The following is an 18,763-nucleotide window of genomic DNA, read 5'->3' on the forward strand; positions in this document are numbered from 1 at the left end:
GGTGCACTTGAGACAAGTGCACCCCCTTAGTGTGTGCCCCCTTAGCGCCTCCTTAGGCAAAGCCAAATGCGCGGTCGTAGTCCTCGCTTACGCCGAGTTTGCCGTTGATAAGACTCACGAGCTCTACGGTGGCGAGGAAGCAGAGGCGACCGTCCGACTTGCGGTGGATAGCGTGGTCGAAGATGTAGCGCAGACCCTCCTTGCGCACGCCGAGCTTCGAGATGAAGACATCGTCGCAGCGCAGCGGCGTCTTGTACTGCAGGTTCATGCGAGCCACTACGGCGTCGACGCCCTTCTCGTGAAGGCGCGCGAAGCTCACGCCGAGCGACGTGAGGTAGAGATGGCGCGTGTGCTCGGTGTAGTGGAGGTAGTTGGCATTGTTAACGATGCCCTGGATGTCGCACTCGTAGTCGCGAACCTCCATTTCTGTTTCAAAGATATAGTTCGGTTTCATAAATAGAATATTCCTTCTGGACCCTCGTTGCAGAGCAGGTCGAGAGCCGACATGTTGGGTTGGAAGCCCTGGCGCAGGGCATGAACTTGATAATACTCGCGCGGCGTGAACGCTGCGTCGGGCAGCGGATGCTTCGGGCGGATGGCGTCGCGGAAGTCGTCGGCACCCACCGCAGCGGCATCCATGTACTCATCCGAGACGCTGATATTCGGACGCACGTCGAGCAGCTCGCAGAGCTTGGCGGTTATCTCCATGTTGAAGTCGAAGAGAAACTCCCAGCGGCGCTCGAAGAACGGACGCAGGTCGTCGGCGTAGTACATGAAGAACGGCGACTCGCCGTAGGCAGACACGATGGCGTTCCAATGGAGGTGGCGCCACTCGCCGTGGTCGGAGATGCGTATGTCGCGCATGGGGCACTTTGCGCCGTCGTAGCGTTCGATGGGCACGGTGAGCGCCTGCACGCCGTTAGCCGTGGCTATCAGGCAGCGGTTGCGGTAGGTCTGCTTCGTGAAGTTGTCGCAACGCTCCACGACGACACGCTCGTAGCGGTGAAGCTTCTGCATCCACTGCACGGGCGGGAAGTAGGCGGAGGAGAGCAGGCAGGTAGCCGCGCCATCATGCCCTTCGGCAGCGGTGTGGGGAGTGGGTTGCTCAATGTTTGTTGACATCTGTCTGAATGGTCGTGTTAGTGATTGGATATACAGCCCTACGATCTGCGTTTATTGCGCTTGCTCCAAAGCGAAAGCGCGCAGCTCACGGTGACGCCGGCAAGGAAGTTTAGCACGAGGTAATAGACGAACAAAGCCCAATTGCTCTCGAAGCTATACATATCGTATCCGAACAGATAGGCGATGCCCATATACACCATGAACATAACGATATAGAGAAGGAACTCGACGGTCTTTCTCACTGCTATTTTGCTTACTGCCATAATAGTTGTGTATTATAGGGTTTAAATATGAGGAGGCAAAACTCGGAAAATGAGAAGTCGGACTATCTATAGGAGGGTATAGCATCCTGCTATACCCACGCAACCTGCCAACAACAAGGCAGAGTGGGTATGGCAGGATGCCATACCCTCCTAAGAAACTACTTGATATTGTCGACGAAGCGGAAGAGACGGCTCCAGCGGATGCCGGCAGTACCGGTGTGGTCGGGGTCGCTTGACCACCAGATGAATATCGGCTTGCCCACGATGTGGTCTTCGGGCACGAAGCCCCAGTAGCGCGAGTCGGCAGAATTGTGGCGGTTGTCGCCCTGCATCCAGTAGTAGTCCATGCGGAAGGTGTACTTGTTGGTCTGCTTGCCGTTGATGTATATCTTTCCGTTCTTCACCTGCAGGTCGTTGCCCTCGTACACGCGTATCGGGCGCTCGTAGACGGCGATGTTGTCCATAGTGAGCGTGAGCGTAGCGCCGCGCTTCGGAATCCAAATCGGTCCGTAGTTGTCACGTGTCCAACGCTTGTTGCCGTTGAGCGGATAGGTGCTCCATACGTCAGCCAGGTTGTCGGCATCGGTCACTGGTGTGACGCTCTCCACCACATCCTTGCGTGCACGCAGTGCCTTCACGGAAGCGTTGGTGAGCGGCAGGTAGCCGTACATGTTGAGCGAAGCGATGTCCTCGCTGGAGATGCCAAGCTCGTCGATGAGTTCGAGCGGCAGCTGCGCGCGCAGCTTCACGTGGTAGCTGTACTGCACGTTGTCGGGCTCCTTGTTCGGCTTGCCGTCGAGGTAGATGATGCGGTTCTTTATCTGCAGAGTCTGACCGGGCAGACCCACGCAGCGCTTCACGTAGTTCTCGCGGCGGTCGACGGGGCGTGTCTTTATCGTGCCGAACTCGGAGGGGTTCTGGTCGATAAGCTTGCGGCCTGCGGCGTAGAGCTTCGCAAAGAAGTCGTACTGCTGCTGCTTTGTGGCGAAATAAGGTATCTCGCCGTTGTGCTTCTCAGCCCACTCCTGCTCGCCGGCTCCGTAGGCGATGGCGTAGAAGTCGCGGCCCCAGTACTTGGGCGCGGTGAGCACGGTGTCGCCAGCTGGGTAGTTGAACACTACGATGTCGTTGAGCTGCACCTTGCCCAGTCCCTTGGCGCGCTCGTAGCCCCACTGCGGCCACTCGATGTACGAGTCGCAGTCGACAACGGGCAGCGTGTGTTGCGTCAGCGGCAACGTAAGTGGGGTCTGTGGCTTGCGCGGGCCGTAGCTCACCTTCGACACGAAGAGGTAATCACCTACGAGCAGCGACTTCTCAAGCGACGACGACGGGATGACGTAGTTCTGGAAGAAGTAGATGTTGATGAAGTAAACGGCTACGAGGGCGAACACAAGGGCGTCGACCCACGGCATGATGGCTGCCGTGACGCGGTTCTCTGAGTCGCGCCACCATTGCCAGTTGATCTTCTTGGTGATGTAGACATCAAATATGAACGGCAGGACGATGAGTCCCCACCAGCTCTTCACCCAATAGAGGAAGAGCAGATATGCCACAACAACGGCAATACACTTAGCCCACTGCACCTTCGGGTTGAGGGCTTTCTTTTCTTTTTCGGTCATTGTATTGAATGGTTAGGAGCTAAGCTCCGATTAGTATTCTTTAGGAGGGTATGGCATCCTGCCATACCCACGCCGCCTTATGCTAAAGGATGTAAGGGTGCGGAAGCAAATCAGTGGGTATGGCAGGGATGCCATACCCTCCTATGTTAGAACTTGAACAAATCCTTTGTGGTGAGCAGTCCCTCGTGCTCCTTGGTGTACTCGGCAGCGAGCACCGCACCGAGTGCGAATCCCTTGCGCGAGTGGGCGTCATGGGTGATTGTTATCGAGTCGGCGTCAGAGTCGTAGCAGATGGTGTGGATGCCCGGCACCTCGTCGCGGCGGATGCTCTCGATGGGGAGCTGGTCTGGTGCAGCATTGTTGGTGCCCTCCACCGTGCCGTCGGCAAGATGCTGCTCGCCCTTCACCCAAGAGGTCTTGCGGTCGAGGTCGGCGATAATCTCTTCGGCGAGGGTGATGGCAGTGCCCGACGGAGCATCGAGTTTATGCACGTGGTGGGTCTCGCTCATGCGCACGTCGTACTGGCAGAACTGGTTCATTATCTTAGCCAGATAGCGGTTTACGGCTGAAAAGATAGCTACGCCAATAGAGAAGTTGGAAGCCCAGAAGAGAGTCTTGCCCTCCTCGGTGCAGGCGCGGCGCACATCGTCGCCGTGGTCCTTCATCCAACCCGTAGAGCCACTTACCACCTTCACGCCTGCTTTCCAGGCACGCAGATAGTTGGAGTAGGCAGCTGTTGGCGACGTGAACTCTATAGCTACGTCGGCAGAAGCAAAGGCTGCCGACTCAAAGTCGTCCTGGTTATCTACATCTATGATACTCACAATATTGTGGCCACGCTCCTTGCAGATTGACTCTATCATGTGTCCCATCTTGCCGTAGCCTATAAGTGCTATATTCATTGTCGTTATGTTTACGATTGCAATTATGCAAAGTTACAGAAAAAGATGGAGTAACCGCAATGTATGACTAAATTTTAGGGTTTTATAATAGAAAAAGCGTTGCTATAGTAATACTACAACAACGCTGCTACTCTTCTATAGACTGTGACTTGCACCGAACTCCTTCGACACATAGTTGTATATTCCTGCACAGCAGTCGGCAGAGAACGCCGTCGCACTCTCAATAAGCTTCGACCACTCCGCTTCGGTAAGACCGCGCTCAATGTCAGCACGACGGATGTCGTAGCGAAGCATGGCGCAGATGAGTCCGGCGTTGAAATTGTCGCCGGCGCCAATAGTGCTCACGGTAGGTGTCTCGGGCATGGCGTACTCCTTGCGGAAGCCACCGTCGGAGAACACCGTCACGGGACGAGGGCCGTCGGTGTAGACGAGTCGAGGACAGTAGAAGGAGGTCTCGGCACGGTAGACACGCTCGGCGGAATCCTTCTTGTAAAGCACCTCGAAGTCGTCGCGAGAGCCACGCACGATATCGGCGAACTCGAGGTTCTCAATGAGGTTGGGGGTCACCTTCATCACATCGCCACGATGCGACGGACGGAAGTTGACATCGTAATATATTATTGCGCCACAATCGCGGGCACGCTCAAGCAACGCTATGACCCGCGCACGAGTGGCAGGACTAACGGCGTAAAACGAACCAAAGAGCACGATATCATCCGGATTGATATCGGGCAATGGTATATCGACGGGGTCGGCATTGGGGTCGCGATAGAATGTGTAATTGGCGTTGTTGTCGCTATCGAGGAAAGCCAACGACACGGGCGACTTCCAACCCTTACGTTCTAACACATAATCGGTGCAGACATTGTTCGACGAGAGGAACGAGCGAACAAGAGCACCCACATGGTCATCGCCAGTCTCGGTGACAAAGAGCGCATCGGCTCCCACACGACCAAGCGACACAATGGCGTTGAACGTTGAACCGCCTGGCACTGCTTCTACAGGTTTGTTGTCTTTGAAAATAATGTCGAGAAGGGTCTCGCCTATTCCTATTACTTTGCGCATATTATTGTCTCTAAATATGATATATGGAGTTGCTTACACTAACATAAACAACAAAGAAGCATTAACTACAACTACGTAGACTAATCCCAGTTGTCGAAATAGATACGCTCTGGCGAACGCATCTCTTCATTTGAGCCATCGTTCATGTATCTATTCTTAAAGTCCACATTCGTGGCATCCTGTTCATTGATAACATTGACCGACGGAGTAGGATCAGAACCAGCCAATATTGGCAAAGTTCCTATTTCAATGAAAATTGTTGTTGGGGGGGGGGATATTTCTTATTCACAGATTTGATAGGTTTTAATGATTGTGCGAAACAAACATCTAAATAAAAAGCCTGCTAACCTTGCGGTCAACAGGCTTAATATTAAGATAAAGCGATTTGCATCGATTATTCAGCCTTCGGCTCCTCTGCCTGAACAGCCTCTGTAGCAGGTGCCTCAGTTGCCTCAGCAGTTGACTTGCGGCTACGGCGTGTCTTCTTAGCAGCCTTAGCAGTCTTAGCCATGTTCTCGTCGAAGTCTACGAGCTCGATGAATGCGATCTGAGCAGCGTCACCCTTACGTGTGCCGAGCTTGATAACGCGTGTGTAGCCACCAGGACGGTCGCCTACCTTCTCAGCAACAGTGCTGAAAAGCTCCTTAAGAGCGTACTTGTTCTGGAGGTAGCTGAATACTACACGACGAGAGTTTGTGCTGTCGTCCTTGCAGCGTGTAATCAGCGGCTCTACATACATCTTCAAAGCCTTAGCCTTTGCGAGGGTCGTAGTGATTCTTTTGTGCATAATCAGCGAGATAGCCATGTTTGCGAGCATAGCGTTACGGTGAGATGCAGTACGACCTAAGTGGTTGAATTTCTTATTGTGTCTCATTTTGTTTTATTCTTTATCTAATTTGTATTGAGAAATGTCGGTTCCAAACGACAGATTCAGACTCAAGAGCAAATCATCAAGCTCAGAGAGCGATTTCTTACCGAAGTTGCGGAACTTAAGGAGGTCTGTCTTGTTGTACTGTACGAGGTCGCCGAGAGTTTCAACATCTGCAGCCTTCAAGCAGTTAAGCGCACGAACAGAGAGATTCATGTCGGTGAGCTTGGTCTTGAGGAGCTGGCGCATGTGGAGAACTTCCTCGTCGAACTCCTGATTGCTTTCGTGCTCAGGGCTCTCGAGAGTTATCTTCTCGTCGCTGAAGAGCATGAAGTGCTGAATCAGTATCTTAGCAGCTTCCTTGAGTGCGTCCTTCGGGTGAATAGAACCGTCCGTTGTGACTTCGAGCACGAGCTTATCATAGTCGGTCTTCTGCTCAACACGATAAGGCTCTACTGCGTACTTCACGTTACGGATTGGGGTGTAGATAGAATCGATTGGAATTACGTTGACATCAGTGCAGAACGCTCTGTTCTCATCGGCTGTGACATAGCCACGACCCTTGTTGATAGTAAGATCTATCTGCATTGAAGCTTTGACATCTAAATGACAAATCACCAAATCAGGGTTTAACACTTCAAATCCAGTCAGATACTTGCCTATATCACCAGCCTTGAACTCTGTCGAATTCTCAACGGTAATACTAACTTTTTCGTTCTCGAATTCTTCTACTACTTGCTTGAATCTTACTTGCTTCAAATTCAAGATAATGTTAGTTACATCCTCCTTTACGCCGGGTACAGATGAGAACTCATGCTCAACACCACCAATCTTGATGGTGTTGATTGCGTAGCCCTCAAGCGACGAAAGAAGAATGCGGCGCAGGGAGTTACCAATGGTAACACCGAATCCTGGCTCCAACGGACGGAATTCGAACTTGCCGAACTTGTCGTTGGAATCCAACATTACAACTTTGTCAGGTTTTTGAAATGCTAATATCGCCATTAATTTAATGATTATTTAGAGTACAACTCAACGATTAACTGTTCCTTAATGTTCTCTGGAATGTCAGCACGCTCCGGCTTGTGGAGGAACTTACCACTCTTTGTGGTCTGATCCCACTCAATCCATGGGAACTTGCTGTGGTTGTAACCAGCGAGAGCAGCCTCGATTACCTCGAGAGACTTAGACTTCTCGCGAACACCTACAACCATGCCTGCCTTTACTGAGAATGAAGGAATGTTCACTACCTTGCCGTCAACTGTGATGTGCTTGTGGCTAACAAGCTGACGAGCAGCAGCACGTGTCGGAGCAATACCCAAACGGAATACTACGTTGTCAAGACGGCTCTCGAGATTCTGGAGCAATACCTCACCAGTAATACCAGCTGCCTTAGCTGCCTTCTCGAACATGTTACGGAACTGGCGCTCGAGTACACCATATGTGTACTTAGCCTTTTGCTTCTCTGCCAACATGACAGCGTACTCAGACTGCTTTCTGCGACGATTGTTGCCATGCTGTCCAGGAGGGAAGTTTCTCTTGGACAAAACTTTGTCAGCACCGAAGATGGGTTCACCAAAACGGCGTGCAATTTTAGATTTCGGACCTGTATATCTTGCCATAATAAATTATATACTTTATTGTTGTTTGTATCTTTATTGTATGCAGGTTTCAAAAAAAAAGAAACCTGCAAAGGGAATGTTAGACCTTACGACGCTTCGGAGGACGACAGCCATTGTGAGGAAGCGGAGTAACATCTACAATCTCCATAACCTCGATACCGCAGCTGTGTACGCCACGGATTGCTGACTCACGACCATTACCCGGACCCTTAACGTAAGCCTTAACCTTACGCAGACCAAGGTCGAATGCTACCTTGCCGCAGTCCTCTGCTGCCATCTGAGCTGCGTACGGTGTGTTCTTCTTAGAACCACGGAAACCCATCTTACCTGCAGATGACCATGAAATTACCTGTCCCTCGCTATTTGCTAAAGATACAATGATGTTGTTGAACGAACTGTGAACGTGAAGCTGTCCGATAGCGTCAACCTTTACATTTCTTTTCTTAGTTGTTGCTGTTTTCTTTGCCATAATTGTTTTTAGTTAAAAGTTAAAAGTTAAAAGTCTGCCGACCAATCGCTGGCCTGCCTGGACTTTGCTTTCAACTAAATTTTACTTTGTAGCCTTCTTCTTATTAGCAACAGTCTTCTTCTTTCCCTTACGAGTACGGGCATTGTTCTTTGTGCTCTGACCGCGAACAGGAAGACCGTTACGATGACGAACTCCACGATAGCAACCAATATCCATCAGTCGCTTGATATTCATCTGGATCTCTGAACGGAGATCACCTTCAACCTTGAATTCAGCGCCGATAATTTCACGGATCTTGGCAGCCTGGTCGTCGTTCCAATCGCAAACCTTCAGGTCGCGGCTAACGCCGGCTTTGTCCAATATCTTTGCTGAACTACTTCGACCGATACCATAGATATAGGTCAATGCGATTTCGCCACGCTTGTTCTGGGGCAAATCTACTCCAACAATTCTTATTGCCATTTGTTAAAAATAAAAATTTAATTGATTAATTTAATTAATTCTTTTAGTGAGAAGCAGGACCCGACTTTCTCAAGTTCATGCCCTACAACCCTGCGCCATGATTAACCCTGACGCATCTTGAACTTAGGGTTCTTCTTGTTGATAACGAACAGACGACCTTTACGACGTACGATCTTGCAGTCGGGTGTACGTTTCTTTAATGATGCTCTTGTTTTCATATCTTTAAATTGTTACTTGTATCTGAAAACGATTCTGCCCTTAGTCAAGTCGTACGGACTCATCTCGACTTTTACTTTGTCGCCGGGCAGGATTTTGATGTAATGCATTCGCATCTTACCTGAAATGTGAGCAATAATCTGCACGCCATTCTCAAGTTCGACTCTAAACATTGCATTTGACAGTGACTCCACGATTGTGCCGTCTTGCTCTATAGCGGATTGTTTTGCCATAAATTGTTATATTCTGTTTTAGAATTCGACTTCCCTCTTACAAATTACCTTATTACATAGTAACTCAAAACTACTGAGGATTTTCAATTAAATCAAACGTAGACAGTATCTCAGCCTTACCACGTCTTACTACGATGGTATGCTCGAAATGCGCCGCTGGCTTTCCGTCGCGAGTAACAATACCCCAACGGTCAGGCAGAAGCCCTATTCTTCTGTCGCCCATAGTAATCATAGGTTCAATAGCGATACACATACCTTCTTTCAGCATCACTCCGTTTCCACGCCTACCATAATTTGGAACTTGTGGATCCTCATGCATCTCACGCCCTATACCATGTCCAGTGAGTTCCCTCACTACTCCATAGCCGTGGGCTTCACAAAAAGATTGGATTGCATCACCAATATCACCGACATGATTTCCTGCAACTGCCATTTCTATGCCTTTATATAAGGATTGTCGTGTCACTGTCAGTAAATCTCTGACATCTTGACGGACGTTTCCGACACAAAAGGTGTAAGCACTATCTCCATTGTAACCTGCAAGAAGTGTGCCACAATCTACAGAAATGATATCTCCGTCGTGTAAAATTGTTTTTTCATCGGGTATTCCATGAACAACAACGTTGTTGACAGAGGTGCAAATACTTGCGGGAAACGGCCCTCCAAAAGGATTGGGAAAGTTTTTGAAAGTAGGAACGGCTCCGTGGTCACGGATAAATTCCTCCGCTATCCTATCCAGTTGGAGGGTCGTCACGCCTGGTTTAATATGTTTGGCTAATTCTGCAAGCGTTTCACCAACTAAATGGTTTGCATTGCGCATCAGCTCAATTTCATCTTCTGTCTTTAGAAATATTTTCATTTCTTAAGAGGAAAATCAATACGCAGAAACAGCACCGTTACGTGTACGTCCTGAGTTGAGCAGTCCATCGTAGTGACGCATCAACATGTGGCTCTCAATCTGCTGGAGTGTGTCGATAACAACACCTACAAGAATGAGAAGTGATGTTCCACCGAAGAACTGAGAGAAAGCCTGCTGAACATTGAGCAGTCCTGCGAGTGCAGGCATTACAGCAATGAAAGCAATGAAGAACGAGCCAGGGAATGTGAGTCGTGACATAATTGTCTCGATGTATTCTGCGGTGTCCTTTCCCGGCTTGATGCCAGGAATAAAGCCATTATTGCGTTTCATGTCCTCAGCCATCTGTGTCGGATTGAGTGTGATCGCCGTATAGAAGTATGTGAATGCGACAATCAGCGTAACATAGATGACGTTGTAGAGAAGACTGCGGTTGTCCATGAGGGCTGTTGCCCAAGACGAGGCACCATCGCTCTGGTAGCGTACGAAAGCCAATGGAATGAACATCAAAGCCTGAGCAAAGATGATAGGCATTACGTTGGCTGCGAACAATTTCAGAGGTATGTACTGGCGAGCGCCGCCATACTGCTTATTACCCACGAGACGCTTGGCGTACTGTACTGGGATTTTGCGGGTACCCTGAACCAGCATGATTGAAGCACAGATTACTGCGTACAGAACCAAGATCTCTATGATGAACATCACAAGTCCACCGCTTGAGATAGCTGTGAATCGTGAGCCCAGTTCCTGCACGAAAGCCTGTGGCAGACGTGCGATGATACCAATCATGATGATCATTGAGATACCATTTCCAACTCCCTTGTCAGTGATACGCTCACCAAGCCACAGTATAAACATACTGCCTGCTGCAAGGATAATCGTTGCAGGAATCATGAACATTGTCCATGAGATACCTGACGACAGGGCTGCTGCAGCCTGCGCCTTAAGGTTAAGCAGGTAAGAAGGAGCCTGGAACAAAAGGATGAATACTGTGAGTATTCGTGTGTACCAAGTTATCTTCTTACGACCGCTTTCGCCTTCGCGCTGCATCTTCTGGAAGTAAGGCACTGCCACTGCCAAAAGCTGCATGACAATAGAAGCTGAGATGTATGGCATGATTCCAAGCGCAAAGATAGACGCATTGGAAAATGCACCACCAGAGAACATGTCGAGCAGTGACATAAGTCCGCCCGATGTCTGCGACTGAAGTTTGTCCAACATACCCGGATTGATGCCAGGAAGCACCACAAACGAGCCGAAACGGTAGATAGCCGTAAACAGCAGAGTAATGAGGAGTCGCTGACGCAAATCCTCAATTCTCCAACAGTTCTTTAGTGTCTCAATAAACTTTTTCATCTACTTTATTAGATAATAGTTGTGTTACCTCCGACAGCCTTGATTGCTTCCTCGGCTGTCTTAGAGAATGCATGAGCCTTAACCTCAAGCTTAGCTGTGAGCTCGCCATTGCCAAGAACCTTAACGAGTTCCTTGCCGTTGGTGAGGTGAGCAGCCTTCAGTTCCTCGATTCCGATTACTGTGAGGTTCTTTGCCTCAGCAAGCTTCTGGAGTGTAGAGAGGTTTACAGCGAAGTATTCCTTGTGGTTGATATTCTTGAAACCAGCCTTCGGTACTCGACGCTGCAACGGCATCTGTCCACCTTCGAAACCAATCTTTCTCTTGTAACCTGAACGTGCCTTAGCACCCTTGTGTCCACGTGTAGAAGTACCGCCAAGACCAGAACCTGGACCACGACCGATACGACGACGTGAATGTGTGGAACCTGCAGCAGGCTTTAAATTATTTAATTTCATAATTCGTTCTTTTAAGATTTAATTAATCAACTACAGTTACCAAGTGGTGAACCTTGCGAATCATTCCACGTGCACTAGGAGTATCCTCAACCTCAACAACCTGAGAGATCTTGCGGAGTCCAAGAGCCTGAAGTGTTGCCTTCTGATCCTTCGGATAACCGATTTTGCTCTTAATCTGCTTTACTTTTATTGTTGCCATTGTTTATCCTCCTTATCCGTTAAATACTCTATCCATGCTGATGCCGCGTACACCTGCGATAGTGTAAGCGTCACGAAGCTGTGACAAAGCCTCGATTGTTGCTTTCACAAGGTTGTGAGGATTAGAAGAACCCTTTGACTTAGCGAGGATGTCTGTAACGCCTACGCTATCAAGTACGGCACGCATAGCACCACCGGCTACGAGACCAGTACCGGCAGCAGCCGGACGCATAAACACCTGAGCACCGCCGAAGCGAGCTTCAACCTCGTGAGGGATAGTGCCCTTAAGCACCGGAACCTTAACGAGGTTCTTCTTTGCAGCCTCTACGCCCTTAGCGATAGCTGCTGTAACTTCGCCAGCCTTACCGAGACCGTAGCCGATAACACCCTTGCCGTCACCAACAACAACGATGGCAGCGAATGTAAATGTACGACCACCCTTAGTAACCTTAGTTACACGGTTGATAGCCACGAGGCGGTCCTTCAAATCAACGTCATTAAAAACTTTTACTTTATTCATTGCCATAATCGTTTAGAATTTGAGACCACCGTTACGAGCTGCATCAGCGAGCTCCTTAACACGTCCGTGATAAAGATAACCATTACGGTCGAAAACTACAGCTGAAACACCAGCAGCGATTGCGTTGGCAGCTACGAGCTCACCAACCTTAGCAGCCTGCTCCTTCTTAGGCATTTTCTCGAGACCGAGTGAAGAAGCTGAAGCAAGTGTTGTTCCAGTCAAGTCGTTGATAACCTGTGCGTAAATCTGCTTGTTGCTACGGAAAACGCTAAGACGAGGGCGCTCTGCAGTACCGCTGATACGCTTACGAACTCTATATTTAATTTTAATTCGTCTTTCTACTTTCTTTGTTGTCATAATCCTAAAAAAATTAAGAATGTTACTTAGCTGAAGCTGTCTTACCAGACTTTCTGCGGATAACTTCGCCTTGGAACAAGATACCTTTGCCCTTGTAAGGCTCAGGCTTGCGGAAAGAACGAATTTTTGCACAAATGAGTCCGAGCAACTGCTTGTCGCAAGACTCCAAAGTGAGGATAGGGTTCTGGTTTCTCTCGCTCTTAGACTCTACCTTAACCTCTGCAGGAAGCTCGATAAAGATAGGGTGAGTATAACCGAGGGAGAACTCGATAAGGTTTCCCTGGTTTGAAACACGATAACCGACTCCGACAAGCTCGAGTACCTTCTTGTAGCCTTCGCTTACGCCAACAACCATGTTGTTAACGAGTGAACGGTAGAGACCGTGGAAAGCTGACTTCTGCTTGTAGTTAACAGGGCTATTCTCGTCTACCTCGAAAGTTACGTGACCGTCCTCAATCTTAACGATGATTGACGGGTCTACCTTCTGTGAGAGCTCGCCCTTAGGACCCTTAACATTTACTACTCCGTTGTTGAGTGTTACTGTAACACCTGCTGGGATACTAATTGGTAATTTACCTATTCTTGACATATTCAAATCCTCCAATTAATAAACATAGCAAAGAACCTCACCACCAATCTTCTGGGCAGAAGCTTCCTTGTCGGTCATTACGCCCTTAGAAGTAGAGAGGATTGCGATACCCAATCCGTTAATAACTCTCGGCATATCCTTGTATCCGACATACTTGCGGAGACCAGGAGTAGAAACACGCTTCAGCGATGTGATAGCGTTTGTTTTGGTTGCAGGGTCGTACTTCAAAGCAACTTTGATTGTACCCTGAGGACCGTCCTCTACGAACTTGTAATTGAGGATGTAGCCCTTCTCGAAGAGGATCTTTGTGATCTCTTTCTTCAAGTTAGACGCAGGAACCTCTACGACACGGTGATGAGCCATGATTGCGTTTCTGAGTCTTGTCAGAAAATCTGCTATTGGATCTGTCATTTTATATAAAAAGTTTAATTAATCGGGACTACCCCGACAATATTAAAGAAAAAAATTACCAGCTTGCTTTCTTTACTCCAGGAATGAGACCCTGTGAAGCCATCTCGCGGAACTGGATACGAGAGAGACCGAACTGACGGATATATCCCTTTGGACGGCCTGTAATCTTGCAGCGGTTGTGCAGACGGATTGGGTTTGCATTCTTAGGAATAGCCTGCAACTTGCGGGCAGCTTCGTAAGCCTCAGAAGGATCCTCAGTTGTAGCGATTACCTTCTTCAGAGCAGCACGCTTCTCAGCATAGCGAGCAACGAGTTTGGCACGCTTTACCTCACGAGCCTTCATTGATTCTTTTGCCATATTGCTTAATCGTTTTTAGCGTTTTTAAATGGAAGACCGAATGCCTTGAGGAGAGCGTAGCCCTCTTCGTCGGTGTTGGCAGAGGTCACGAATGTGATATTCATACCCTGGATGCGGTCGATCTGGTCGATGTTGATTTCAGGGAAGATAATCTGCTCCTGAATACCCAGTGTATAGTTACCACGGCCGTCGAACTTGCTCTCGATGCCCTTGAAGTCGCGGATACGGGGAAGTGCGATACGAACGAGCTTCTCGAGGAACTCGTACATGCGCTCACGACGGAGAGTTACCATAACGCCGATAGGCATCTTCTTACGAAGCTTGAAGTTAGCGATATCCTTCTTAGAATATGTAGCTACTGCCTTCTGACCTGCGATAGTAGAAATCTCGTTGATTGCAACGTCGATAATCTTCTTGTCCTGAGTAGCGTCGCCCAGACCCTGGTTGATGACAATCTTCTTCAGAACTGGAATCTGCATTGACGAAGAGTAGTTGAACTGCTCCTTCAGTGCAGGAGCGATGCTCTCTGCATAGAATTTCTTTAACTGTGCTGTATCCATTACTTGATTTCCTCCCCTGACTTTTTAGCGATGCGTACTTTCTTACCATCCTCGGTAACCTTGATGCCTACGCGAGTAGCCTTGCCACTCTTCGGGTCAACAAGGCTGAGGTTAGAGATGTGAATCGGAGCTTCCTGCTTAACGATACCACCCTGAGGGTTCTTAGCAGAAGGCTTGGTGCTCTTTGAAACCATGTTCACACCTTCAACGAGTGCGCGGTTCTTCTCAACCAGCACTTTGAGCACCTTACCAGTCTTGCCCTTATCCTCACCGGCAAGGACAACGACTGTGTCATTTTTCTTAATATGTAACTTACCCATTACTTGTTTGCGTTTTTAAATATTAAAGAACCTCAGGTGCCAAAGAAACGACCTTCATATTCACTGCACGCAATTCACGAGCAACCGGGCCGAAGATACGGCTACCACGGAGCTCACCTGCGTTGTTGAGCAGTACACATGCGTTGTCGTCAAAGCGGATGTAAGAGCCGTCAGCACGACGGATTTCCTTCTTTGTGCGAACGATCAAAGCCTTAGATACCGCACCCTTCTTCAAATCACTTGATGGGATAACGTTCTTGACAGCAACGACAATAACGTCTCCTACGCTTGCGTAACGACGGCGTGTACCTCCGAGGACGCGAATGCAGAGAGCCTCGCGTGCGCCGCTGTTATCACATACTGTAAGTCTTGATTCTGCTTGTATCATATTTTACTTAGCTTTTTCTACGATTTGTACTAATCTCCATCTCTTTGTCTTGCTCAAAGGACGAGTCTCCATGATAAGCACTGTATCGCCTACATTAGCCTCGTTCTTCTCATCGTGAGCATGGTATTTCTTTGTCTTCTGAACGAACTTACCATAAATAGGGTGCATCTCCTTGAACTTAGCGGCGATAACAATGGTTTTATCCATCTTGTTGCTAATAACGACACCCTGTCTTGTTTTTCTTAAATTTCTTGTTTCCATCTGGACCATTGTTATTTGTTAAGTTCTCTCTGGCGGATTTCAGTATTGAGGCGTGCGATATCACGACGAACTGCCTTAATCTGTGATGGATTTTCAAGTGGAGTAACGGTGTGGTTGAGCTGCATCTGAGCAAGCTTCTCCTGGAGGTTCTCCTTAGTTTCTGCCAATGTCTTGGCATCCATTTCTCTTACTTCTTTGATCTTCATAAATTAAGCGTTTTTATCGTAGTCACGTCTTACAACAAACTTTGTCTTTACAGGCAGCTTCTGAGCAGCGAGGCGAAGTGCCTCCTTAGCGATATCGAAGCTTACACCTTCTACTTCAAAGAGGATACGACCCGGGGTAACTGGTGCTACCCATCCTGCGGGATCACCCTTACCCTTACCCATACGTACGTCAGCAGGCTTACGTGTGATTGGTTTATCCGGGAAAATACGAATCCAGACCTGACCCTGGCGCTGCATGTAACGGTTTACTGCAACACGGGCAGCCTCTATCTGGCGGCTGTCGATCCATTTCGGCTCAAGAGTCTTGATACCGAAAGAGCCAAACGCCAACTGTGTGCCTCTGTGGGCGTTGCCTTTATTGCCACGTCCGTCTTGAGGTCTTCTATATTTTACTCTTTTTGGCTGTAACATGATAATCTTCTACTTTTAACGGTTATTGTTTCTCTTACGATTACCACGGTTGCCACGGCCATTGTTAGAGCCACCATTCTGCTTCTCCTGAGAGAAGTTAGGTGTGAGGTCACGATCACCGTAAACCTCGCCACGGCAAATCCAAACCTTGATACCGAGAAGACCTACCTTAGTGAGGGCTTCTGCCTGGCAGTAATCGATGTCTGCACGGAATGTGTGCAACGGGGTACGACCTTCCTTGAACATCTCCTTGCGAGCCATTTCAGCGCCGTTAAGACGACCAGTAATCTGGATCTTCACGCCTTCAGCGCCAGCGCGCATTGTGTTCTGGATAGCCATCTTGATAGCGCGGCGGTAAGCAATCTTACCCTCTACCTGACGAGCGATGTTGTTACCAACGATGTTAGCATCAAGCTCAGGTTTCTTTACCTCGAAGATGTTAATCTGAACATCCTTCTTGTAGAGCTTCTTGAGCTCTTCCTTGAGCTTATCAACATCCTGACCACCCTTACCAATGACGATACCCGGACGAGCTGTGCAGATTGTGATAGTGATGAGTTTCAGTGTACGCTCGATAACGATGCGTGAAACGCTTGCCTTCTCAAGGCGCTTGTTGAGGTAAGTACGGATGTTCTTGTCCTCAACGAGGTTGTCACCGAAACTCTTTCCACCGAACCAATTTGAATCCCATCCGCGGATGATACCGAGACGGTTGCTTATTGGATTAACTTTCTGTCCCATTCTACTTATTATTTTTCGTCATTAGTTTTGGAATCAACAAACAGTGTTACGTGATTGCTGCGCTTGCGGATGCGATATCCGCGACCCTGCGGTGCAGGACGCATACGCTTCATTGTCACGCCTTCGTCAACGAACACCTTAGTGATGAAGAGTTCGCCATCCTCAGCCTTGCGGTCGTTTTTAGCTTCCCAGTTTGCAATAGCCGAACGCAACAGTTTCTCAACGTCAGCAGCAGCCTGCTTCTTAGAGAAGCGGAGTACGCCGAGTGCGCGGTTAACCTCCATACCACGAACCATGTCTACAACGTAGCGCATCTTGCGTGGTGAAGAAGGAACGCCGTTGAGCTTTGCGAAGTACAAGTTCTTACGGGCTTCTTTTCTTTTTTCAGCCGATATATGTTTTCTTGCTCCCATTATTTATTTCTTAATTTTAAATGGTTTAAACCCGCTTACTTTCTGTTACCAGAGTGACCACCGAAGCGACGAGTCGGAGAGAATTCACCGAGCTTGTGACCAACCATGTTCTCTGTGATGTAAACAGGGATAAATTTGTTTCCGTTATGAACTGCAACAGTGTGTCCCACGAAGTCAGGTGAGATCATTGATGCTCTGGCCCAAGTCTTGACAACAGTCTTCTTGCCACTCTCGTTCATGGCGAGAATTTTCTTCTCAAGCGACACGTTGATATATGGACCTTTTTTTAATGAACGACTCATAATTTACTCTTGTTTTATTTGTTAGCTCTTTCGATGATATACTTGTTAGACTGCTTCTTAGGTGCACGTGTCTTGAGACCCTTAGCATACAAGCCCTTGCGTGAACGTGGGTGTCCACCAGACTGACGGCCTTCGCCACCACCCATTGGGTGATCAACAGGGTTCATAACCACACCACGGTTGTGTGGACGACGTCCCAACCAACGTGAGCGACCAGCCTTACCAGACTGCTCGAGAGCGTGGTCAGAGTTACCAACACTACCTACAGTTGCCTTACAAGCACTCAGAATCTTACGAGTCTCGCCTGAAGGGAGCTTAATTACACAATAACTGCCTTCACGAGAAGTGAGCTGAGCAAAATTACCAGCCGAACGAACGAGCAGAGCACCCTGGCCTGGACGCAACTCAATGTTGTGGATCACAGTACCAACGGGAATGTTTGCGAGCGGAAGAGCGTTACCAACCTCAGGAGCAGCCTCTGCGCCTGACATCAGCTTTGCGCCAACTTCCAGTCCGTTAGGAGCAATAATGTAACGTTTTTCACCATCTGCATAGAACAACAGAGCGATGCGAGCCGAGCGGTTCGGATCATACTCGATTGTCTTTACTACAGCTGGAACACCATCCTTCTCTCGCTTGAAGTCGATCAAACGATACTTCTTCTTGTGGCCGCCGCCCATGTAGCGGACAGTCATCTTACCGGTGTTGTTTCGACCACCAGTAGAACGCTTACCGAAAACGAGAGACTTCTCTGGCACGGATGCAGTAATCTCCTCGAACGTGCCAATAACCTTGTGTCTTTGTCCCGGAGTAACCGGTTTAAATTTACGTACTGCCATTTTTTATTTTAGATATTGCTGTAAAAATCAATTACATCGCCCTCCTTAAGAGTAACGATTGCTTTCTTGAACGAGTTCTTCTGTCCCTTCACGAGACCCTTGCGTGTGTAACGGCTCTGGCGCTTGCCAGCGTATACCATTGTGTTCACGTCAAGAACAGTAACGTTGTAGCGTGTCTCAATCTCCTTCTTAATCTGAAGTTTGTTTGCCTCCGGAAGCACGATGAAGCCATACTTTGTTTCTGCCTTCTTTGTGCGCTCCTGGCCCTTCACCTTGTATGTTTTAGCTACAGAAGACTTGTCTGTCAGTTTGGTCATCTTCTCAGTGACCAATGGTTTTACGATAAATGTCATGTCTGTT

The 18,763-nt window shown here is 48.5% G+C and carries 34 protein-coding genes; all 34 read right to left on the bottom strand.

The window, feature by feature from the left end:
- Window positions 1-52 precede the first annotated feature (52 nt).
- Window positions 53-454 carry an acyl-CoA thioesterase gene (locus HMPREF0673_RS06420; protein WP_007899677.1) on the bottom strand — a complete coding sequence of 134 codons (402 nt, stop codon included), beginning with the start codon at window positions 452-454 and terminating at the stop codon, window positions 53-55.
- Entirely contained in the window at window positions 451-1,017 is a 567-nt protein-coding gene (locus tag HMPREF0673_RS06425) for a WbqC family protein (protein WP_050804958.1), read from the bottom strand. Before HMPREF0673_RS06425 ends, HMPREF0673_RS06420 begins: the two co-directional genes overlap by 4 nt.
- Window positions 1,018-1,160: 143 nt before the next feature.
- Window positions 1,161-1,385, bottom strand: coding sequence for a hypothetical protein (locus HMPREF0673_RS06430; RefSeq protein WP_007899682.1), 225 nt, complete (start codon window positions 1,383-1,385; stop codon window positions 1,161-1,163).
- A gap of 158 nt (window positions 1,386-1,543) precedes the next feature.
- Entirely contained in the window at window positions 1,544-3,004 is a 1,461-nt protein-coding gene (locus HMPREF0673_RS06435; protein WP_007899689.1) for a S26 family signal peptidase, read from the bottom strand.
- 146 nt (window positions 3,005-3,150) lie between these two features.
- The gene (gene dapB / locus HMPREF0673_RS06440) at window positions 3,151-3,906 is read right to left on the bottom strand and encodes a 4-hydroxy-tetrahydrodipicolinate reductase (RefSeq protein ID WP_007899691.1); all 756 of its coding nucleotides are present in this window, start codon (window positions 3,904-3,906) and stop codon (window positions 3,151-3,153) included.
- A 135-nt stretch (window positions 3,907-4,041) separates the two neighbouring features.
- Entirely contained in the window at window positions 4,042-4,971 is a 930-nt protein-coding gene (locus tag HMPREF0673_RS06445) for a carbohydrate kinase family protein (RefSeq protein ID WP_007899693.1), read from the bottom strand.
- Between the two features lie 80 nt (window positions 4,972-5,051).
- Entirely contained in the window at window positions 5,052-5,198 is a 147-nt protein-coding gene (locus HMPREF0673_RS14220; RefSeq protein WP_007899694.1) for a hypothetical protein, read from the bottom strand.
- Between the two features lie 167 nt (window positions 5,199-5,365).
- Window positions 5,366-5,845, bottom strand: coding sequence for a 50S ribosomal protein L17 (gene rplQ, locus HMPREF0673_RS06450; protein WP_040596583.1), 480 nt, complete (start codon window positions 5,843-5,845; stop codon window positions 5,366-5,368).
- A 6-nt stretch (window positions 5,846-5,851) separates the two neighbouring features.
- Window positions 5,852-6,844, bottom strand: a complete 993-nt coding sequence (locus HMPREF0673_RS06455; RefSeq protein WP_007899697.1) for a DNA-directed RNA polymerase subunit alpha — start codon at window positions 6,842-6,844, stop codon at window positions 5,852-5,854.
- An 11-nt stretch (window positions 6,845-6,855) separates the two neighbouring features.
- Window positions 6,856-7,461: a 30S ribosomal protein S4 gene (gene rpsD, locus HMPREF0673_RS06460; protein ID WP_007899699.1), complete on the bottom strand. Its 606-nt coding sequence runs from the start codon at window positions 7,459-7,461 to the stop codon at window positions 6,856-6,858.
- 79 nt (window positions 7,462-7,540) lie between these two features.
- A complete protein-coding gene (gene rpsK / locus HMPREF0673_RS06465; protein ID WP_007899701.1) occupies window positions 7,541-7,930 on the bottom strand; it encodes a 30S ribosomal protein S11 in 390 nt (129 codons plus the stop codon).
- An 81-nt stretch (window positions 7,931-8,011) separates the two neighbouring features.
- A complete protein-coding gene (gene rpsM, locus HMPREF0673_RS06470; RefSeq protein ID WP_007899704.1) occupies window positions 8,012-8,392 on the bottom strand; it encodes a 30S ribosomal protein S13 in 381 nt (126 codons plus the stop codon).
- A gap of 101 nt (window positions 8,393-8,493) precedes the next feature.
- Window positions 8,494-8,610: a type B 50S ribosomal protein L36 gene (gene ykgO / locus HMPREF0673_RS06475; protein WP_007899708.1), complete on the bottom strand. Its 117-nt coding sequence runs from the start codon at window positions 8,608-8,610 to the stop codon at window positions 8,494-8,496.
- 12 nt (window positions 8,611-8,622) lie between these two features.
- Complete coding sequence (gene infA, locus HMPREF0673_RS06480) at window positions 8,623-8,841, bottom strand: translation initiation factor IF-1 (protein WP_004341775.1); 219 nt, start codon at window positions 8,839-8,841, stop codon at window positions 8,623-8,625.
- A 70-nt stretch (window positions 8,842-8,911) separates the two neighbouring features.
- Entirely contained in the window at window positions 8,912-9,700 is a 789-nt protein-coding gene (gene map, locus HMPREF0673_RS06485) for a type I methionyl aminopeptidase (protein WP_007899729.1), read from the bottom strand.
- Between the two features lie 15 nt (window positions 9,701-9,715).
- Window positions 9,716-11,053: a preprotein translocase subunit SecY gene (secY, locus tag HMPREF0673_RS06490; protein WP_007899733.1), complete on the bottom strand. Its 1,338-nt coding sequence runs from the start codon at window positions 11,051-11,053 to the stop codon at window positions 9,716-9,718.
- Between the two features lie 8 nt (window positions 11,054-11,061).
- Entirely contained in the window at window positions 11,062-11,508 is a 447-nt protein-coding gene (gene rplO, locus HMPREF0673_RS06495; RefSeq protein ID WP_007899735.1) for a 50S ribosomal protein L15, read from the bottom strand.
- A gap of 22 nt (window positions 11,509-11,530) precedes the next feature.
- Complete coding sequence (rpmD, locus tag HMPREF0673_RS06500; RefSeq protein ID WP_007899740.1) at window positions 11,531-11,707, bottom strand: 50S ribosomal protein L30; 177 nt, start codon at window positions 11,705-11,707, stop codon at window positions 11,531-11,533.
- Window positions 11,708-11,719: 12 nt separating this feature from the next.
- On the bottom strand, window positions 11,720-12,232 hold the full coding sequence (gene rpsE, locus HMPREF0673_RS06505) for a 30S ribosomal protein S5 (RefSeq protein ID WP_007899743.1): 513 nt from the start codon (window positions 12,230-12,232) through the stop codon (window positions 11,720-11,722).
- A gap of 6 nt (window positions 12,233-12,238) precedes the next feature.
- On the bottom strand, window positions 12,239-12,583 hold the full coding sequence (gene rplR, locus HMPREF0673_RS06510) for a 50S ribosomal protein L18 (protein WP_007899747.1): 345 nt from the start codon (window positions 12,581-12,583) through the stop codon (window positions 12,239-12,241).
- Window positions 12,584-12,605: 22 nt separating this feature from the next.
- Window positions 12,606-13,172, bottom strand: coding sequence for a 50S ribosomal protein L6 (gene rplF, locus HMPREF0673_RS06515; RefSeq protein ID WP_022430509.1), 567 nt, complete (start codon window positions 13,170-13,172; stop codon window positions 12,606-12,608).
- A 15-nt stretch (window positions 13,173-13,187) separates the two neighbouring features.
- On the bottom strand, window positions 13,188-13,583 hold the full coding sequence (rpsH, locus tag HMPREF0673_RS06520; protein ID WP_007899753.1) for a 30S ribosomal protein S8: 396 nt from the start codon (window positions 13,581-13,583) through the stop codon (window positions 13,188-13,190).
- A gap of 55 nt (window positions 13,584-13,638) precedes the next feature.
- On the bottom strand, window positions 13,639-13,941 hold the full coding sequence (rpsN, locus tag HMPREF0673_RS06525; RefSeq protein ID WP_007899755.1) for a 30S ribosomal protein S14: 303 nt from the start codon (window positions 13,939-13,941) through the stop codon (window positions 13,639-13,641).
- Window positions 13,942-13,946: 5 nt separating this feature from the next.
- Entirely contained in the window at window positions 13,947-14,501 is a 555-nt protein-coding gene (rplE, locus tag HMPREF0673_RS06530; RefSeq protein ID WP_007899758.1) for a 50S ribosomal protein L5, read from the bottom strand.
- Complete coding sequence (rplX, locus tag HMPREF0673_RS06535; RefSeq protein ID WP_007899760.1) at window positions 14,501-14,821, bottom strand: 50S ribosomal protein L24; 321 nt, start codon at window positions 14,819-14,821, stop codon at window positions 14,501-14,503. Before rplX ends, rplE begins: the two co-directional genes overlap by 1 nt.
- Window positions 14,822-14,843: 22 nt before the next feature.
- Window positions 14,844-15,209, bottom strand: coding sequence for a 50S ribosomal protein L14 (gene rplN / locus HMPREF0673_RS06540; RefSeq protein ID WP_007899763.1), 366 nt, complete (start codon window positions 15,207-15,209; stop codon window positions 14,844-14,846).
- A gap of 3 nt (window positions 15,210-15,212) precedes the next feature.
- Window positions 15,213-15,479 (bottom strand): 30S ribosomal protein S17, encoded by a 267-nt coding sequence (gene rpsQ / locus HMPREF0673_RS06545; protein ID WP_007899766.1) that lies wholly within the window; start codon window positions 15,477-15,479, stop codon window positions 15,213-15,215.
- Between the two features lie 2 nt (window positions 15,480-15,481).
- Entirely contained in the window at window positions 15,482-15,676 is a 195-nt protein-coding gene (gene rpmC / locus HMPREF0673_RS06550) for a 50S ribosomal protein L29 (RefSeq protein WP_007899775.1), read from the bottom strand.
- 3 nt (window positions 15,677-15,679) lie between these two features.
- On the bottom strand, window positions 15,680-16,108 hold the full coding sequence (gene rplP / locus HMPREF0673_RS06555) for a 50S ribosomal protein L16 (protein ID WP_007899778.1): 429 nt from the start codon (window positions 16,106-16,108) through the stop codon (window positions 15,680-15,682).
- A gap of 15 nt (window positions 16,109-16,123) precedes the next feature.
- The gene (rpsC, locus tag HMPREF0673_RS06560) at window positions 16,124-16,849 is read right to left on the bottom strand and encodes a 30S ribosomal protein S3 (protein ID WP_007899780.1); all 726 of its coding nucleotides are present in this window, start codon (window positions 16,847-16,849) and stop codon (window positions 16,124-16,126) included.
- Between the two features lie 8 nt (window positions 16,850-16,857).
- Window positions 16,858-17,262, bottom strand: a complete 405-nt coding sequence (gene rplV, locus HMPREF0673_RS06565; protein WP_007899784.1) for a 50S ribosomal protein L22 — start codon at window positions 17,260-17,262, stop codon at window positions 16,858-16,860.
- Window positions 17,263-17,297: 35 nt separating this feature from the next.
- Window positions 17,298-17,564 (bottom strand): 30S ribosomal protein S19, encoded by a 267-nt coding sequence (gene rpsS, locus HMPREF0673_RS06570; protein WP_007899787.1) that lies wholly within the window; start codon window positions 17,562-17,564, stop codon window positions 17,298-17,300.
- Between the two features lie 14 nt (window positions 17,565-17,578).
- Window positions 17,579-18,403, bottom strand: coding sequence for a 50S ribosomal protein L2 (rplB, locus tag HMPREF0673_RS06575; RefSeq protein ID WP_007899789.1), 825 nt, complete (start codon window positions 18,401-18,403; stop codon window positions 17,579-17,581).
- 8 nt (window positions 18,404-18,411) lie between these two features.
- On the bottom strand, window positions 18,412-18,756 hold the full coding sequence (gene rplW / locus HMPREF0673_RS06580) for a 50S ribosomal protein L23 (RefSeq protein WP_007899791.1): 345 nt from the start codon (window positions 18,754-18,756) through the stop codon (window positions 18,412-18,414).
- Window positions 18,757-18,763 lie beyond the last annotated feature (7 nt).

It is taken from the genome of Leyella stercorea DSM 18206 (assembly GCF_000235885.1).
GTDB classification, from domain to species: domain Bacteria; phylum Bacteroidota; class Bacteroidia; order Bacteroidales; family Bacteroidaceae; genus Prevotella; species Prevotella stercorea.

Coding starts and splice junctions, on each gene's coding strand:
- secY (WP_007899733.1), bottom strand. CDS start 11,053: ATGAAAAAGTTTATTGAGACACTAAAGAACTGTTGGAGAATTGAGGAT.
- dapB (WP_007899691.1), bottom strand. CDS start 3,906: ATGAATATAGCACTTATAGGCTACGGCAAGATGGGACACATGATAGAG.
- rplE (WP_007899758.1), bottom strand. CDS start 14,501: ATGGATACAGCACAGTTAAAGAAATTCTATGCAGAGAGCATCGCTCCT.
- rplO (WP_007899735.1), bottom strand. CDS start 11,508: ATGAAATTAAATAATTTAAAGCCTGCTGCAGGTTCCACACATTCACGT.
- rpmC (WP_007899775.1), bottom strand. CDS start 15,676: ATGAAGATCAAAGAAGTAAGAGAAATGGATGCCAAGACATTGGCAGAA.
- HMPREF0673_RS06420 (WP_007899677.1), bottom strand. CDS start 454: ATGAAACCGAACTATATCTTTGAAACAGAAATGGAGGTTCGCGACTAC.
- rpmD (WP_007899740.1), bottom strand. CDS start 11,707: ATGGCAACAATAAAAGTAAAGCAGATTAAGAGCAAAATCGGTTATCCG.
- rpsS (WP_007899787.1), bottom strand. CDS start 17,564: ATGAGTCGTTCATTAAAAAAAGGTCCATATATCAACGTGTCGCTTGAG.
- HMPREF0673_RS06435 (WP_007899689.1), bottom strand. CDS start 3,004: ATGACCGAAAAAGAAAAGAAAGCCCTCAACCCGAAGGTGCAGTGGGCT.
- HMPREF0673_RS06455 (WP_007899697.1), bottom strand. CDS start 6,844: ATGGCGATATTAGCATTTCAAAAACCTGACAAAGTTGTAATGTTGGAT.
- rplP (WP_007899778.1), bottom strand. CDS start 16,108: ATGTTACAGCCAAAAAGAGTAAAATATAGAAGACCTCAAGACGGACGT.
- rpsK (WP_007899701.1), bottom strand. CDS start 7,930: ATGGCAAAGAAAACAGCAACAACTAAGAAAAGAAATGTAAAGGTTGAC.
- ykgO (WP_007899708.1), bottom strand. CDS start 8,610: ATGAAAACAAGAGCATCATTAAAGAAACGTACACCCGACTGCAAGATC.
- rplF (WP_022430509.1), bottom strand. CDS start 13,172: ATGTCAAGAATAGGTAAATTACCAATTAGTATCCCAGCAGGTGTTACA.
- rpsQ (WP_007899766.1), bottom strand. CDS start 15,479: ATGGTCCAGATGGAAACAAGAAATTTAAGAAAAACAAGACAGGGTGTC.
- rplV (WP_007899784.1), bottom strand. CDS start 17,262: ATGGGAGCAAGAAAACATATATCGGCTGAAAAAAGAAAAGAAGCCCGT.
- rpsD (WP_007899699.1), bottom strand. CDS start 7,461: ATGGCAAGATATACAGGTCCGAAATCTAAAATTGCACGCCGTTTTGGT.
- rpsC (WP_007899780.1), bottom strand. CDS start 16,849: ATGGGACAGAAAGTTAATCCAATAAGCAACCGTCTCGGTATCATCCGC.
- rpsE (WP_007899743.1), bottom strand. CDS start 12,232: ATGGCAATGAATAAAGTAAAAGTTTTTAATGACGTTGATTTGAAGGAC.
- map (WP_007899729.1), bottom strand. CDS start 9,700: ATGAAAATATTTCTAAAGACAGAAGATGAAATTGAGCTGATGCGCAAT.
- rpsH (WP_007899753.1), bottom strand. CDS start 13,583: ATGACAGATCCAATAGCAGATTTTCTGACAAGACTCAGAAACGCAATC.
- rplB (WP_007899789.1), bottom strand. CDS start 18,403: ATGGCAGTACGTAAATTTAAACCGGTTACTCCGGGACAAAGACACAAG.
- HMPREF0673_RS06445 (WP_007899693.1), bottom strand. CDS start 4,971: ATGCGCAAAGTAATAGGAATAGGCGAGACCCTTCTCGACATTATTTTC.
- infA (WP_004341775.1), bottom strand. CDS start 8,841: ATGGCAAAACAATCCGCTATAGAGCAAGACGGCACAATCGTGGAGTCA.
- rplX (WP_007899760.1), bottom strand. CDS start 14,821: ATGGGTAAGTTACATATTAAGAAAAATGACACAGTCGTTGTCCTTGCC.
- rpsM (WP_007899704.1), bottom strand. CDS start 8,392: ATGGCAATAAGAATTGTTGGAGTAGATTTGCCCCAGAACAAGCGTGGC.
- rplW (WP_007899791.1), bottom strand. CDS start 18,756: ATGACATTTATCGTAAAACCATTGGTCACTGAGAAGATGACCAAACTG.
- HMPREF0673_RS06430 (WP_007899682.1), bottom strand. CDS start 1,385: ATGGCAGTAAGCAAAATAGCAGTGAGAAAGACCGTCGAGTTCCTTCTC.
- rpsN (WP_007899755.1), bottom strand. CDS start 13,941: ATGGCAAAAGAATCAATGAAGGCTCGTGAGGTAAAGCGTGCCAAACTC.
- HMPREF0673_RS06425 (WP_050804958.1), bottom strand. CDS start 1,017: ATGCAGAAGCTTCACCGCTACGAGCGTGTCGTCGTGGAGCGTTGCGAC.
- rplR (WP_007899747.1), bottom strand. CDS start 12,583: ATGACAACAAAGAAAGTAGAAAGACGAATTAAAATTAAATATAGAGTT.
- rplN (WP_007899763.1), bottom strand. CDS start 15,209: ATGATACAAGCAGAATCAAGACTTACAGTATGTGATAACAGCGGCGCA.
- rplQ (WP_040596583.1), bottom strand. CDS start 5,845: ATGAGACACAATAAGAAATTCAACCACTTAGGTCGTACTGCATCTCAC.